This window comes from Stieleria magnilauensis (assembly GCA_007753675.1).
In the GTDB taxonomy this organism is placed as follows: Bacteria; Planctomycetota; Planctomycetia; order Pirellulales; family Pirellulaceae; genus Stieleria; species Stieleria magnilauensis.
In genome coordinates, this window is record CP036432.1 from 4272146 (window position 1) to 4288183 (window position 16038).

At 60.6% G+C, this 16038-nt stretch carries 8 protein-coding genes; 1 reads left to right on the top strand and 7 read right to left on the bottom strand.

The features are described 5' to 3' along the window. Genes TBK1r_RS15135 through TBK1r_RS15150 form a run of 4 tightly spaced genes read right to left on the bottom strand, consistent with a single transcriptional unit; the run spans position 1 to position 6216 of the window. Complete coding sequence (locus tag TBK1r_RS15135; protein ID WP_145212123.1) at positions 1–3354, bottom strand: efflux RND transporter permease subunit; 3354 nt, start codon at positions 3352–3354, stop codon at positions 1–3. Further along, a complete protein-coding gene (locus tag TBK1r_RS15140) occupies positions 3354–4463 on the bottom strand; it encodes an efflux RND transporter periplasmic adaptor subunit (protein WP_145222642.1) in 1110 nt (369 codons plus the stop codon). Before TBK1r_RS15140 ends, TBK1r_RS15135 begins: the two co-directional genes overlap by 1 nt. Then, positions 4460–5689 carry an FAD-dependent oxidoreductase gene (locus TBK1r_RS15145; RefSeq protein ID WP_419581369.1) on the bottom strand — a complete coding sequence of 410 codons (1230 nt, stop codon included), beginning with the start codon at positions 5687–5689 and terminating at the stop codon, positions 4460–4462. Before TBK1r_RS15145 ends, TBK1r_RS15140 begins: the two co-directional genes overlap by 4 nt. Beyond that, a complete protein-coding gene (locus TBK1r_RS15150) occupies positions 5686–6216 on the bottom strand; it encodes a rhodanese-like domain-containing protein (protein ID WP_145212129.1) in 531 nt (176 codons plus the stop codon). The genes TBK1r_RS15145 and TBK1r_RS15150 overlap by 4 nt, the downstream gene beginning before the upstream one ends. A gap of 347 nt (positions 6217–6563) precedes the next feature. Here TBK1r_RS15150 and TBK1r_RS15155 point away from each other — a divergent pair, with 347 nt between their 5' ends. Continuing rightward, entirely contained in the window at positions 6564–8051 is a 1488-nt protein-coding gene (locus TBK1r_RS15155; RefSeq protein ID WP_145212132.1) for a hypothetical protein, read from the top strand. 268 nt (positions 8052–8319) lie between these two features. On the opposite strand, the gene TBK1r_RS15160 is transcribed toward TBK1r_RS15155, so the two are convergent. The 3 genes from TBK1r_RS15160 to TBK1r_RS15170 form a co-directional block, all read right to left on the bottom strand. Continuing rightward, entirely contained in the window at positions 8320–10017 is a 1698-nt protein-coding gene (locus TBK1r_RS15160) for a hypothetical protein (protein WP_145212135.1), read from the bottom strand. A gap of 288 nt (positions 10018–10305) precedes the next feature. Continuing rightward, the gene (locus TBK1r_RS15165) at positions 10306–14634 is read right to left on the bottom strand and encodes a VWA domain-containing protein (RefSeq protein ID WP_145212138.1); all 4329 of its coding nucleotides are present in this window, start codon (positions 14632–14634) and stop codon (positions 10306–10308) included. A gap of 678 nt (positions 14635–15312) precedes the next feature. Further along, complete coding sequence (locus TBK1r_RS15170) at positions 15313–15813, bottom strand: hypothetical protein (protein ID WP_145212141.1); 501 nt, start codon at positions 15811–15813, stop codon at positions 15313–15315. Between the last annotated feature and the right edge of the window lie 225 nt (positions 15814–16038).

A 16038-nucleotide genomic window follows, 5' to 3' on the forward strand; every position in this document is an offset into this window, starting at 1 on the left:
TCAAAGCTCCTCGGCGGGGGTTGGTGTGGAGGGTGTTTCGCCGCGATAGATCAACCAGTAGGCGGCGGGAATGACGATCAGGGTGAAAAACGTGGAGGTCAGGATTCCAAAGATGATGGCCCAGGCCAAACCGGAAAACACCGGGTCCAGCGTGATCACCCAGTTGGCCAACAGCGTCGTGCCGGCGGTCAACAAGATCGGTCGGGTGCGGACGGCGACGCTGCGGATGATCGACTCTTCCAACCCAAAACCTTCAGCCTGTGCCAGGTGAATGAAGTCGATCAGGACGACGGAGTTTCGTACCACGATCCCCGCCAAGGCGATCATGCCGATCATCGCCGTGGCGGTGATGAACACGGGATTGGGGTGACCCCCGACGGGTTGATTCATGATCAGATTCAAACCCCAAAAACCCGGCATGATGCCGATCATGGACAACGGAATCGCCGACATGATCAACAACGGTAGCGTCCGCGAACCGGTTTGGAACATCAGCACGACAAAGATGCCGACCAAGGCGGCACCGAATGCCAAGCCCAGGTCGCGAAACACATCCAGCGTGATGTCCCATTCCCCTTCACCGGCCCACTCGACCTGATAGCCGTCGGGAACGGACCAGGGAACGCCACCGCCGAGGGAAACCCAGGAACGCCGGCCGACGGGCCGTGGTTCGCCGCGGGCGTCGTCTGCCGCCGCGGCATCATCTGCCAACGCCGTGCGTCGATCCCACTCCACGTCCATGATCGCGTCGGCCGGCGGTCGGCCCGCGACCTCGGCGTAGACGTAAACGACGCGGCGGAGATTTTTGTGATAGATCGCCTTGTCTTCCAGCGTTTCTCGAAACCGTCCGAGCGAACCGAGCTGAACGATTTGTCCGCCCTCTCCCTGGACGTAGATCTCTTCCAAATCATCCAGTGCCGATCGGCTCGCCCGGGGGAGTTTCAGTTCGATCCACAGCGGTTCCACTTCCTGCGGCAGATGCAAGACCGTCGCCCGATTGCCGCTGAGCGCAGTTGCCACGGTTTGGGCGACGGTTTCGGTGGAGATCCCCGACAAGGCTGCTTTCGCTTTATCGGTTTCGAACACGAAACGGATTTGGTCGTCTTCGGCACTGACATCCAGGTCAACCACGCCGGGTTCATGTTTCAACCGGCCCATCACATTGCGTGCGACGTCGATCTGTTGCGTGTAGGTTCCGTCAGGCGGCCCATAGACTTCGGCCGTGATCGTCGACAGCACCGGCGGTCCGGGGGGAACTTCCACCAGTTTGATATTTGCGCCCATCGATTCAGCCAACTCGGTAACTTCATCGCGGATACGGAGCAAGATCTCGTGGGATTGCTGAACCCGTTGTTCTTTGGCCAACAGGTTCACGCGAATGTCGGCGACGTGTGGGCCTTGGCGCAGAAAGTAATGTCGGACCAACCCATTGAAATCCATCGGCGATGCCGTGCCGACGAACAATTCATAATCGCTGACCTCGGCCAGACCGCCGATGAATCGACCGATCCGCCGGGCGACCACATCGGTCCGTTCCAGCGTCGTCCCCTCGGGCATGTCGATGACCACTTGGAATTCGTTCTTGTTGTCATACGGCAGCATCTTGACGGGCACCCAGCGAAACACGGGCGGAATCAACGCAATGACAAACAACAACGCGATGCCCAACAGGACACCCCAGGCGTAAAGGGCGCGCGAGAGGATCGGCGCGAGCACGAAACGGGACAGACGATACAGCGGGCGGGTCGTCAAATCATAAGCGTCGTCTTCATCACCCGTTTGGTTGAGTTGCTTGAGTGAAACCATCGCCAACCAGGGCGTGATCACAAACGCGACGATCGTCGAAACGGTGACCGTCAACGGGACGTTGAGCGCCATCGGTGCCATGTAGGGCCCCATCATGCCGGTGATGAATGCCAGGGGCAGAAAGCTGACGATGATGGCCAGCGTCGACAAGATCAACGCCGGGCGAACCTCTTGAACCGCGCGCAGGACCGACTTGCGCGGTGGAAAGATCTTCATCGTGAAGTAGCGGGCGATATTTTCGACGTCGGTGATCGGGTCGTCGACCAACAACCCCAAAGCCAGGATCAACGCGAACATGGTAACGCGGTTGATCGAATAGCCGACCATCAGATTGACGAACAGGGTCAAACTGTAGCAGACCGGAATCGCCAGCGCGATCACCAATGCCGGACGCCACCCCATCGTCAAACCGATCAACCCGACCACGGTCAGGACGGCCACAACCAGCCCTTCGATCAGTTCATTGACCTTCTCGTTGGCGGTTTCGCCGTAATCACGCGTGACCCGGAAATGCGTTCCGCTGGGCAAGTGCGATGATTCCAGTTCGTGCAGTTTGGTTTCGACCGCGCCGGCCACGCGGACCGCATTGGCCCCCTTGCGTTTGGCCACCGAGATGTGGACGGCGGGATACAGTTCGGTCCGATCCCCGTACGATGGATCCGCCGCGCCGAATCCGATCCAGCTGTAACTGTCCGCTTCGGCCGGCCCATCGACGACCGTTGCGATGTTCTTCAGATACACCGGTCGTCCGCCGGCCACGTTGACGACGATCTCTTCTAATTCCGCGACGTCGCGGATGAAGGTGCCGGTTTCGACGTTGAATTGTGTGTTCTGTTGTTCGAAGCTGCCGTTGCGGGCCGTGACGTTGCCCACCTGCAGCGCCCGGGCGACCTGCAGCGGCGACGTCTTGTGGGCGGCCAACCGCTGGGCGTCCAAGTTGACAGAGATGCGGCGGGGCCGTCCGCCGACCACTTCGACGCGGTTCGTATTGGGAATCGCCTGCAGTTCCCGCTGCACTTCTTCGGCGATCCGACGAAGCTCGTGGTCGCCGTAACGCTGCGTCTGATCCGACCAGAGGGTCGCGATCACAATCGGCACATCATCGACTTCGATCGGTTTGACGACCCAAGACTCGACGACCGGCGGAATTTTGTCGGTCGACGAATTGATCTTGTTGTAAATCTTGACCAGCGAGTCTTCGCGATCTTCACCGACGTAAAAACGCACCGTGACGACGCATTGACCGGGCTGAGACATCGAATAGACGAATTCGACGCCATCGATTTGGTACAACAGCTTTTCCAGTCGATCGGTCACCTGGCGTTCCACTTCTTCGGCCGACAAGCCCGGGGCGGAGGCAAACACGTCGGCCATCGGCACGACGATTTGCGGTTCCTCCTCGCGGGGTGTCAAAAACAAAGCGGCCGTGCCCAGCAGCAGCGAGACCCCGATCAACAGGATCGCGACATCACCGCGTAAAAAAATCTCGACGATCCGCGTCATTAGCGGCGTGTCGGGGGCGTTTGCTTCGTCGCCGTCGTTCGTCATCACTCGGTGCCTCCTGCGTCCGCATCGCCGGCTTGCAACACCACCCGCTCACCGGCTTCAATCCCGCTGAGCACTTCCTGGCGGCCGGGCATGCCGAGCTGCCCGATTTTGACCAGCCGGCGTTCGATGTTTCCATCGGGAAGCACGACGTCGACGAAATCGAGTTGTCCGACCTGGATCAACGCGTCGGTGTTCAAACACAAGTGCCGGCGCTCACCCGCGGAGATTCGCAGGCGTCCGAACATCCCTTCGTACAGCTCTTCGGACTTGGGCAAACTGGCTTTGACCAGAAAGGAACGGCTGGGCGCGTCGGCTTGGGGAACGATTTCGTCGATCGTGGCATCGAATTCTCGATCGAGTGCGTCGACATATACGCTCAGACGATCGCCGACGTTGAGTTTCACCGCCAGGTGTTCCATCACCGGCGCTTCCAGCCGCAACGAGGTCGCATCGTACAGCGTCAGAATCGGCTCGCCGGGACGGGCGATGTCTCCGGGTTCGGCCGTGCGATCGACGATGCGGCCGTTCTTGGCGGCTTTGATGACCGTGTAGGAAAGCAACGCCTCGGCTTCTTGGATCGCCTTGATGGCTTGCAATTCGTTCGCGGTGGCCACCTGCAGGTCACGTTGGGCCAGATCGAATTCGGATCGCGACAACGCATTTTGTTGTTGCAGGGTGGTCGCACGCTGGAACGCTTTTTCGGCTTGCTCACGATTGGCCGTGGTGGCTTCGAGCGCCCGCTTGGCTTGGTCGAGTCGGGCTTCGTATTCTTTGCTGTCCAGACGGATCAGTTCCTGTCCCTGCTGGACTTGATCGCCCGCGGTGACGTGAATCTCGGTGATCGTCGCCAGCAACTTGGACGAGACGACGGTGCGACTGGACGCCTTGAGCGTCCCGATCGCCTCCTCGATGTACGGCTTTTCGATCTCATGCACGATGTCGGTCGGCTGGTCGGTGTGCTTGGGAACGCCACGCCCCGTCCAGCCCGGTTGGACTTTGTCTTCGAACATGCCGGAGAGCCAAGCGATGATCGCCACCAACAGCAACAGGCCGCCGCCGATCATGCCGATTCGCCCCAAGGCGGCGAACCATTTACGCATCAATTTCATTTGCACGACTGGGGCTCCTCTGAAGGATCGTCCATGGTTGGGGCTGTTGATCTGCCATCAAAGTCGGAATCGAACTGGTACTCGCTGACAAAACGCTTGTCGATCCACGTCTTCAGCCGCCAGCACCATCGAGCATGCGCGGTGAACCAGCCGTACTGCAGCATGGCTTTCCCGTCACCGGTGTTGAGCAGCTTTAAAAAGTCACGTTGTGGATCGAAATGCTGCATCGCGTTCTGGTTGAGCAAGGCGTTGACGTTGTGCCACAGAATCGGACATTGCCGGACGGCATACACGCCGGCTTTGGGACATGGCGATTCGATCATTGTTCCCGAATCGCCGACGGCAAAGATCCGCTCGTCCGAAAGCGATTGCAACGTTTTGGAGGTCGCGATGAATCCACGATCATCCGTTTGAAGCCCGAGGCGGGCGAGCACGGGAGGCGGGGCGGCACCGGTCGCCCAGATGACGCCGTTGGATCGATAGATTCGGCCGTCATCGGTGCGGAGCGTCGTGTCGGTCAAGGCATCGACGCGATGACCGCGGTGCACCGTGATCCCACGTTGCCGGAGCAGTTTCTCGATCGAACGCACGCTTCGGCTCGGCATCCCGTCGGCCACGTGCGGACTGCTGGTAAAGATCTCAATTTCGATCTCGCGATCGTCGTCGCGTTTCTGCCACCGCTGCTGCAAACAAAACGCGATCTCGACGCTGGCGACGCCACCGCCGACAACGGCGACCCGTAGCGGAGCGTTGTCGTCTGTCGGCGGGCTCATCGCTTGGTCGCTCAGGTGCGACTCCAACCGCTGCAAAAACGTTTGCATCGGCTTGATCGGGACCAACAACTTCGAATGGGTATGCTGCTCCCAACCAGCGGGCATCGAGCCGACCCCGATCGACAGGACATCAAACCGAATCGGTTCGTGATCGTGAAAGTGAAGCTGCCCGGCATCCAAATCGATGCCCTGGGTGTCGGCGATGACCAACTCCGCACCGGCGCGATGGGCCAAGGCCGCCAAATCGATTCGCATCTCCTGCTCGCTGAATTGCAGCCCCAACGTGCCGGGCAACATCCCCGAATACGTCGCCGCTGGAAACTTACTGATGCAAATCAATCGACAACCACCAATCGGTTCGCTGATCCACTGTTTGACCAGATGGGCATTGGTATGACCGATGCCCAGCAGGACGATATTTTTCAGCGAACCGTTGGCCGGTGAGGCGTTCACTGGGTGACCTGTTCGTACTTTGAAGGAATCTTGTATCGGTCGCTGTAGGTGTGCACGCGAGTGGTCGGCTTGCCATCGAGCGTGACCAAGGGCAGTTCGGCGTCGACCCATTTCAAGATGCTGCCCTTGTAGTTCTTGACTTTGACGCCCTTGGCGGCGAGCTGCTTGGCGTAGGCACCACTGCGGCCGCCGACGGTGCAATAGGGAATCACCGTGCGCCCCTGATAGCCCTCAAGATTCGCTTCGTACTGCTTCTTGGTGATCGCTCCGGGAATGATCGACACGTTGACTTCGGCGTCGGAGCGAACGTCCACCACCACAAAGTCCGCTGGGGGTGCGTCGTGCCCGGCGGCTTTCGCGTCGGCGGCGGCTTGCTGCTGCTTTTTCAGCAACGACTGCAATTCGTCGGTGCTGATCGTTTCGATCTTGGGACCGCCAAAGAGTCCACCGAACTGAGCCGGGGCGGGGTGGGATGCCAAGCCACAGATGGCCAAGGCCAGAATTCCAAACCAACTTTTTCGAATCATCTCGGTCCTCGGTTTCACGATGCGTCGGGAGTTTATTGTCGATGTTTCCGCAATCCAATAACCAATATATCGCTAGGTGACGAGGTGTCAATCAGTCTTTTTTGGCGGGATGCGTCAGCGGGCGGCGCGTGGCGGGTTCACGGTGACCACCCGACACTGGCTAACGCCACGTGCTGGTGCGGTTTCAGCGGGATGCGTCAGCGGGCGGCGCGTGGCGGGTTCACGGGCGACACCCGCCACTGGCTGACGCCACGTGCTGGGGACGCGTCGTGGGCGTAGCCGGCTTGTCACAGCAACGCCGAATCTGCTACAGGCGGACCGATTCGACCTTCCGCGACGCCGATGCTGTGAAATCAGAACGACTGGACCCGACCGAAAACGCTCCCACCGACGTGCGTGTCGTCCGTGAACTTGGAAAAGGACGGGCGGCGACGGCGCGGCTGGTCGATGCGGCGTTCCGAGACGGTTCGACGGTCCGTTGTGTCGAGAAAGTGTTTTGCCCGGGGCGATTGACTCGCGCGATCTATCGGATCTTCTTTTTCGCCCCGTTCGCCTATCAATTCAACCGCGACGCGATCATGGCGTGCTTCTATCGCCGCCGCGTGGCTGCCGAGATTCTGCAACGGGCGGGCGTGGACGTCGACGTCGCTGCTCCGCTCTACGTCCGCTTTGATGCCGCAGCCCCCGGTTGGGTGCTGGCAGCCGAGCATGTTGACGGTCGTGGTGTCCGTCCGACCGGCCTGGGCGAGGCGACGGGCGAAATCGATCAATTGGTGTCGGTGATGCACCGTGCCAAAGACGCTCTGGTGCAAGCGGGACTGACCGGCAGCGGCTGGCAGGTCGATCCGCGGGCGATGGTTTCCACCGCCAATTTATTGCGTCGCGGACAACGTTACACGATCATCGATTTGGAATCCGGCATCCCAGCGATCTTGGTCCCCAAGTATTGGCTGCTCGCCGCCGGCCAGCGAACCTGGCCGCCGTTTGATGATCTGGATGCTGGCCAGTTGCGTTCATCACGGTTAGCCGGGCAGGCCGATGTCGACGCGCTAATGGATCACACCGCTCGCTGGAAGACGTGCGAGCCGGCTCCGCTGCGACTGGACTCGTGGCGTCGGTTGGTGGCCAGGACGCGGCGTCATCTCAGCCGCACGGCGCGAGCGACGTGGCATCTGTTGACACGACGCCGCTATCAGACTTACGTGGGATTGCGGTACATCCGCCGTTCGATCCGGCGCTGGGAATCCGAGCAACGAATCGGTTCGGACGAGGCGTCCGATTTGGTTGGTCAGGTCGATGCGAACGAGGTCGCGACGTATGCGCGGGGCATGGCCCTGCATTTGGCGATCAAGGCCTGTTCGCCTTGGGTGGTACCGGCGAAATATGGCGGTGTGGCTGCCGCAGTGGTGACCGGCAATGCCTGGTTCTTGTTGCCCTGGTTGCTGTTGCCGTTGGCGCGTGCCGTGGCGACGCTGTCGAACTGGTTGGCGTGCGGCCGCGGCATCCGACATACCGAAGCCTTACTCTGGGGCTGTCTCCCCACCGTCGGTTCGCTGGCGTTTCCGGTTCAGATTTTCATCCGGCGTCCGGCGTTGGCGCACTTTCTGATTCGCGACTTTGCCTCGCGCATCGGCCGACGCCTGCCGATTTACGGCGGCAAGGATTCGCGGACGGAGATGATGTTGATTCGCTGGAGCGATCACATCCTGGTGGCGATGGCTTGGGTGTTCCAAACCGATGTGTCGCAGCAGGGCGATGCGGATCATGGTGCCACAGTCGGTCTGTCGCAGTCGGATCCTGTTGCGCTCGAGCACACGACCAAGCGAGCCGCTTGATCGACGTGTACGTCAACGGCGAGGCCGGACGCTGGCGCGAACCGGCTGATGCCAAACGATGATCAGCCGTTTGACGCGAGCCTACGGGCTCCAATCTATACCGCAAATGAAAACAGGCCGCCCGAATGGGACGGCCTGTTGCGTTGATTCATCGGGCGGGGAACCCTGGTCGAAACCCTCGCTTCGCTCGACCCTCCCGCACACAGGAGGGTTACTTAGCAGGCGTAGACTGCCAAGCCCTTGGCGGGATGGGGGTCTGCGACCGAAATCAGAACGGTTGTTGAGCTTGCCGTCCGGCCATGGCTGCGGCGCCGATCGCTCGGATCAGTCCTTCACCGATGGTCAGTTTCATGGAAGAGCCGTTGGGGATGGACTTGGTCGTGACGTTGACTTCGCCTTTGTCTTGCGAATTGGTCAGCGCGTTGATCATCGCCGCCATGTTGTCGTTCGCTTCGACCGACTGGGCCAGTTCCAAGAACGGCAACAGTTTGAACTTAAACTGCCCCAACGGACGATCGCCGCCGTTGTCGCTGCTGCCGGCGGTGATGAACTGCTTGAGCAATTCGTCGCTGCCACGACCGGCTGCGATGTAGACCGCTTTGGGTGCCGTCCCGATGTGGACTTGGATCTTTTCGCCGAACACTTTACGGACTTCGTCTTCGCTTGCCGGCACATCGGCTTCGATCATGTGCAGGGTGACGCCGCCAAAGTTGCCGATATCAAATTTAAACTTGGGGGCATCGGGGCTGTCGGGAACCTTCGTTGCCAAGTCTTTTGCCAGCGCGGCGACCTTCGTGCCATCGGCGACGAACGTACCGATCACGGCTTGGAATTCATCGCGTCCGGCCAGCACCATGACGCCCATGTCGGATTTGCCTTCGGACAAGGATTCGGTGACGATGTCGCTGAGCCGAGTGATGTACTGATCGATTTCGTTGATCTGATCTTCGCTCAAGTTCCCATCGGTTTCCAAGGCACCCTTGATCATTCCCAGCGAGGATTTAATGCCGTCTTTGGCTTGAGTGATCGCTTCGGGGCTGATCGACGTGGCGCTATGGATGTAGGCGGCCGCGTCGTCTCGGATGACCGAAGAGAAGCGGGACGGAATCGATTGTTGACCGCCATAGACGGCGGCCAATTGCGTTCCGCCGACTGCGGTGAAGGACACGTCCAAGGCGACCTGTTGATTGGCCTTGTCGATGTTCAACCCCAGATTCAACTCGTCGGCTTCTTGGATCAACCGCTCCAGCTGTGCGATCGAATTCTCGCCCATTTCGCGGGCCGATTCGGCGTCGCCTTGCTGAGCCATGGTTTGCTCGAAACCTTGACGCAGTTGATCGATCAAGATGTTGCGGATTTCGACGGGAACCTGTTGGACTTGCAACCGGACCGCCACGTTGTAGGCATTGCCCATGCCCTTGAACAGTTCGCTGGCGTCGGCCGGGGCGAGCTTCAGTGCGGCTTGGTTCTGTGCCGCGACGGCATTGTTGGCGTTCTGTTTGATGTACAGGGTGTTTTGGTTGACGGTCAAAACCAGGGTGCCGTCGTCGAGTTCGTCGACCGGTCCGGTTTGAGCTTCCAACCGTTTCAGGATGGGGCGGATGTCCTGGGTCGGCAACACAACAATCGGCTGCGGTGCTCCGCCGACCAGCGGCACCAGCACACCGATCGGCTGGTCCATGTCCATGCCTTGGGTGAACGTGGCGGCCAACATCGGGAACATCGCCAACTGGGGTTGGCTGGTGATTTCAGCCATGTAGCTGACGTCATCCATCAACTTTCTGACCGAGCCGAGCGTGACGACGACGACCGGTTGGGTGCCATCGGTGAGCGTCGCGCGCGACGAGCCGGCCGCCGGCGCAAGACGTTCTTGAGCCATGGCGGGTGCGGCGATGAACGTGGTTGCCAGAACCGCAACGGCCGCGACGGCTCGGGCGGCATGCCGGGGGCGGAGGCAATTTGTCATGAAACCCATAATCGTTTGTTGTCCTTGTGACAGATGGGGGTGCAAGATTCGAGCGTAGTGTCTACCAATTCGGCGAGGACCTGACAACTTTGGGACGCCGCATCGTAGAGATCTGTCAAGAATCCTGTGCTGAATCGCCCCCCGTGTGAAGGGGTCCCACCACTGCTATCTACCCGCCGACCGCGATTCAGGTTTCAACCGAACGGAAAAAAACGAAGGCTGCCACCCCGAAAAGGATGACAGCCTTTGAATTGCTAGCTGAATAAAGTCGTTTGCCGCTGTGACGGTTTAGTTGCCGAAACCGCCGCCACCGCCACCGCCCAGTCCGCCGCCGCCGCCGAGACCGCCGCCGGCGCCACCGCCCAGGCCACCGCCGGCACCGCCACCCGCACCGCCGGTACCGCCATCGACGAAGTTGAACGTACTGACATCACCGATCTGCGAGAAGAACGGCGCCGGTGAAATCCGCACGTAACGTCGGTCGGCGGAAATGATCGCCAGCGTCGACAGCGACGCACCTTCGGGCAACTGCGTGATCTGGGGCTGGAACCCGACGGCGTTGTTGCGGCCGAAGAAAGGGTTCGCCCCGACGCCGCCGGTCAAGCGTTGGGTGTCGCGGTACAGGTCACGCAGCACTTGGGCCGAGTCGTTTCCCGGGTTGGCGAATTGACCGAGCAGTTGTCCGTTGAGATCGCGTTGAACGTCTCGCAAGTGGGCCAACTGTGCCTCGCCGAGTTTCTCCTGGCGTTTTCCTTCTTTGACCTCGAACACGAACAAGGCGTTTTTCTCCGTCAGCGGGACTTCCTTGCGGATGAAACGCTGGCTCGGCCGTTTGGCATCGGTGACGATCTCCACGGTGACCTGTCCGGTCGAAACTTCGCCCCAGACCTTTCGGACCAGCAAACGATATTGGCCGCTGAACCCGCGCGGACAGATGTAGGTTTCCGAGACGGTCCCGGTGTTGTCTTCGCCTTGTCCCGGGTAAGAATCGCCCAGCAGCGTGCCGCCGCTGGCGCTGGATCGGTTTTCCAGTGAGCAAACGGTTCCGCCGGGTTCTTCGATCGCCAGATCGATGTCGGCATCACCGGTCCAGGAAACGCGAACGATGACATCGTGTGCGGCGGCCTGATCCAACGCTTTGGCGAACTTCGCCGCTTCGTCTTGCATGCCTTTTTCCTTCAGCTCGGCATAGGCGCTGCGGGCCAGCAGGGTGGCTTTGTCGACGACCGGCGCGAATTCAGCCGGCCAGGCCTGGGCCAAGACACCGCTGCAAGCCCAAGCGATGGCGCTGGGATCGTCGAGCTGTTCGGCCAGACGCAGGCCCATCACATAGGTTTCGCGTCGATTCGGGTCCAATTCGGCCACCCGCATGCACAGCTGCAACGCCGCGGCGTCGCTGCCCAGGTCTTCCAGACGACCGGCAACGTTCAAGATGTCGGCGGGGGTTTCGGCGAAATCGACCGCGGACAACAGTGCTCGCTCGACTTCCGACTGGGGAGCTCCGGTCGCTGTCAACGAGATCGCGTAGGCTTGGTACATCCACGGTTGAACATGACCGGCGCGAATCGCTTCGCTGATCATGTCGCGTGATTGAGCGAACGACTCGACGGCCGCTTTGCGATCGCCCCGCTCGTCGGCCGCAGCGGCTTTGAGCGAGAACTGGCGGGCGGTTGCACGAATCTGTTGATCCAGGATCGTGATTTCGCGAACGTCCGCCAGTGTCAGCCCGGCAAAGAACGCTTCCCACGCTTCGCCGCGTGTCTGGCCTTCTTTGGGAGTGACTTTCAAGGGTTTGATCAGCTGCTGTTCGGCAGCGGAAAGCGTTGCAGCAGAGGTGCTGTCTTGGACAACACCGGTGTCGGTCGAGGCCGGGGCGGATTCCGATTTTGAATCCAGGCTGACGTTGTCGGGCACGACGAACATACCGCCGCCCATGCCGCCGCCGCCCATGCCGCCGCCGCCCATGCCGCCGCCGCCCATGCCGCCGCCCATGCCGCCGCCCATGCCGCCACCCATGCCGCCGCCCATGCCGCCGCCCATGCCGCCGCCGCCGCCGAGCGAGACAACCGGCACGACGAGGTCACCGACGGGATAGACTTTGGTCACCAGGTTGTCTTCGGCTGCTTCCACCGTGGTGATTTGCATCACCTCGTCTTTGATCAGGTACGTCAGTTCCAGGTCACGCAGCATCAATCGCAGGAACGAACGCAAGGTGACGTTCTTGAGGTCGATGTTGACACCGGCATCGGCGTCGAGACCGATTTCTTCCAGGGCGCGGTTGTCGATCACGATCGGGATTTCGTGCGTGTCGCTGATCGTCTGAATGGCTTCGCTGAGCGGGGTTTCAATAAACGTCTGAGTCGTTTCGTCCGACAGCGACGCTTCGATCTTACGCTCGGTTTCGTTGTCACCGACCAGTTCGATCGAACCGTAACGCTCCAAGCGACGTCGGCTGAGTGCCTGCCAGACATCGGCATCGGGGTACAAGATCGGCGGCTCGTCGACAAACGGGATATTGCTCTTGAGCACCAGGGAGAACGCGTCGACAAAGTTACGCTCACGCATTTCCTTGTAGCGTCGGTCGCGGTCATAGGTTTGCAACGCCAGCGGCTGGTCGGTGAAATGACGTCCGGCGATCGAGTCTTCGGTGATCGAATCCCCCGCGATCTCGGCGAATTTCAACGAGACGTCACCGTCGGCTTCGGTGTAGCGGCCCTCGTCGATCAAGGCGTTCATCTGCTGGGAAAGCGTCTTCAACGTCGCTTCGCGGCGGAACGTTTCTTGCAACAACCGTGCGGTCGCACGCGACGCTTCGTCTTGAGCGACGATGTTGGCCTGTTGGGCGGCGAAGCGTGCTTCGGCACTGCTGGCCGCTTGGATGGCCGATTGCAATTGGCTTTCCAGATCCTGACGCAACTTCGGATCGATGTCCGGCAGCGTTTGCACGCGAGCGAGAACCGATTTCAGCTGGCCGGCGACGCCGGTCGGATCGGTGCGCAACGCCCGTTCGGCGGCCCGCAGCGCCGCTTTGACTTCGGCACGAAGTCGTCCGTTGGCGGCATTGCGTTGGGCTTCGATGCGGTCAAGCAGGTCGCCGCCACGCTCCAAGATTTCGTCATCGCCGACGATGCTGCGCCCCGCGGGAACTCTCGGTAGGCGTCCGCCGGCCGGCGCTGCCGGAGGTGGCGTGACCACCGGTGGTGCCGGAGCCGCGGGTGCCGGAGCGGGAGTAGGCGCCGGAGCGGGAGCGGCCGGAGCCGGAGCGGCCGGCGCGGGCTCGGGAGTTCCGAACAGGTCGTCGGTCGCATCCGCTGCCGGGGCTGCCGGTTCGGGTGTGCCGAACGGGTCATCGCCGGCCGGAGCGGCCGGTTGGGCATCGTCGTCGCCGAACAGACCGTCAAACGGCGAGTCGTTTTGGATGATCAACGTCGTGCCGCTGACCTTCACCAACGCTTTGGCGTCTTCGTTGTTCGGGTCGGCTTCCAAAGCCATCTCGGCGACCGCTTTGGCGCCCTTCTTGTTGCCCTGTTTCAGTGCCAGCTTGCCGGCCCGCACCAGTTCGTCCGACTTGGCGGTCAGGATTCGAGCGGTTTCGCGAAGCATGACGCTGCTGGCGGTGGGCAAGGTGAGCCCTGAATTCTTCTTCGCCCCGTCGACCAAACCGGGCAGGAAGGCAAAGTCAGGGTTGTCGCGTTCGACGCTGGCGTCGGTGGTGATACGGATGTCGGCGGTCGGGGTGGTGCCACGCAGAACAAACTTGACCGAATCGAGGTCTCCGGCGATTTGACCGATCAAGATCGAATCGCGGTCGACTCGCAATGGCGGCACCCGTTTGCCATGAGCGATCGTCACCGCCGCGGGCAAATCCGCATCATGGATCCAAATCGGTGAACGCACGGCCGACTCGCTCACTCGGTCGGCGATCGCGGTGGCGGTGTTGCCGTCGGCTTCATTCACGACGCCCAGGACTCCGCCAGTGTGATTGGCCAAGATGGCCATCAACTCAATGTTCTTGGATGGTCCGATCGCGATGCTGTGCACGGAGATATGGTCCGCCCGCAAGGCATCGACCAGGGCCGCGAAACGCGTTTCGTTGCCGGTGGCGTCGATCGACGCGCCGTCACCGATGTAAACGATCGATCGGGTGTGGTAGCGCGGGGCGGCGAGCAAGGTGCCGCGGACCGCATCGATCACCGACACCATGTTCGTGTGACCGAGCGGCAATCGCCGCTGGAGACCTTCCAGAGCGGTGTTGACGCTCGGTTGGTTTGCCGCGACCAGCGCGTCGTTCATGGCAACGGCGACCACATCGGCGGCGAACACTTGCACGCGGTCACCGGGCCGCAGCGAGGCGACGACTTTGTTGACGGCGGCCAGGGATTCGCGACGAAACTCGCCCGCCTGGCTGGCCGAGGTGTCCATCACGATGACGACGTCGGCGGCCGGCTTCTGGACCTCCAGGAACAACGCGTCATCGGCCGATGGCAAAATCGATGCGGCGAAATAGGCCGGGCTGTCGTCGCCCACCCCGTCGGCCTGGAAACTGACGATGCGGGCCTGGGCGCCGCTGTCATTGGCAGCGCTGCCCTCGGCCGCGTGGCTGAATCCTGGAGCCATCGGAATCGTCAAAGCCACAAGGCTGACAATCGGGCAAATCCACCGCCCTGGCGTAATCAAAGTCTTAAGTTGACGTGCGACGTCTCGCATCTGAATTTTCTCCGCGGTGCTTGAAAACGGCGATCTGCCTGTCTTCATCGGAACAACCGTTCTGTGTGCTAGGTTCCAAACCGCCCGAAATCCACGCATTTGGCGGGTTTCTTGCGATCTTGGGAAAAGGGATGAGTCAATCGAGAGAGATCTCTACTGGCAGAGTCTATTCCCGCTCAATTCAACTCGCTACGAAAAAAAACGCCTTTCGCCCACTCCATTTGCTCGCCATTCCGGTTGTGAGTGTTGCATTTTGCAACACCTGTATCGCAATTGATCAACTGGAATGGGCGAAAGACAAGTCAAACCCCGGTAGAGAATGAAAGAGACGCGAATGTTGTGCCAATCGGTAAAAGATCGTTGCGTGATTGTGTCAGGGGGCCAGGCTTTCAATGTCCACCGACTTGACAGGGCACGGTGGCTGAATGGAGAGGTAGGAAAATTTTGGAGGTAGGAAGATTGAAGAATTCGAATGGATGGTGCAGTTCATCATTTTCTTACCTCCAAAATCTTCTTACCTGTTTTCCGCAACGGCTAAGACAACAGGGGCCTGAACGCTTGCGAGAATCGGCTACCCCCCGGACCCCGCTACTCGGCTGCTGGGCTCTCGAACTTGAATTTGGACACCCCCCGTGACTTGCTCGGCAACTGCCCCCGAACCATCACTTCGGTGACCACCTGGGTCTCGGGATCGAAGCGGCGGTTGCTGCGTTTGTCGGTGAAGATCGCCTGGGGAAGCGTGAAACTTTCGCCCGGCTGAAGCGGGCTCGCCTGGGTGATCTCATACTGCCCGTTGAGGATGATCGACAAATGCCCGATCGGCTGGTCCAACTCGCTGGTGACCGTGACCACTGGAGTCAACACGGCCATCTGGCCACCTGTCGTCGGCAGCGGCGCCTCGTCCAGCGTCACGGCCACCGGCAAGGGTGGGCCGCCGATACTCTCGGGAAACAACGCATAAACGCTCAGCCCCACCCCGATCATCACGCAAAACGCGACGAACAACCCGCGGGAGGAAAGCTGGAACGTGGGAGCGACGCGAGGGATCTCGCTGGTTTCACTTGAATCGGCAGGAGCAGACGACGTCATGGGGAGGGCCGCGTCGATGGAGAGTCCCAGCAAAAGGGCGGACACATCAAGAACGAAAAAAAGCCGGCTGACAAATCGGTTGATCTGTCAGCCGGCAGTTGCTTCGACCCGTCGGCGGCAAAATGGAGCCGCTGGGAGAAACGCGTAAGTCTGAGCGTGCTACTGCACAAGCCGTTAAGTGACTTAGGCGAACCCTAAAAATGATCCCTCTGCCGAATTAAGAGG

Coding starts and splice junctions, on each gene's coding strand:
- TBK1r_RS15135 (WP_145212123.1), bottom strand. CDS start 3,354: ATGACGAACGACGGCGACGAAGCAAACGCCCCCGACACGCCGCTAATG.
- TBK1r_RS15140 (WP_145222642.1), bottom strand. CDS start 4,463: ATGAAATTGATGCGTAAATGGTTCGCCGCCTTGGGGCGAATCGGCATG.
- TBK1r_RS15150 (WP_145212129.1), bottom strand. CDS start 6,216: ATGATTCGAAAAAGTTGGTTTGGAATTCTGGCCTTGGCCATCTGTGGC.
- TBK1r_RS15160 (WP_145212135.1), bottom strand. CDS start 10,017: ATGACAAATTGCCTCCGCCCCCGGCATGCCGCCCGAGCCGTCGCGGCC.
- TBK1r_RS15165 (WP_145212138.1), bottom strand. CDS start 14,634: ATGGCTCCAGGATTCAGCCACGCGGCCGAGGGCAGCGCTGCCAATGAC.
- TBK1r_RS15170 (WP_145212141.1), bottom strand. CDS start 15,813: ATGACGTCGTCTGCTCCTGCCGATTCAAGTGAAACCAGCGAGATCCCT.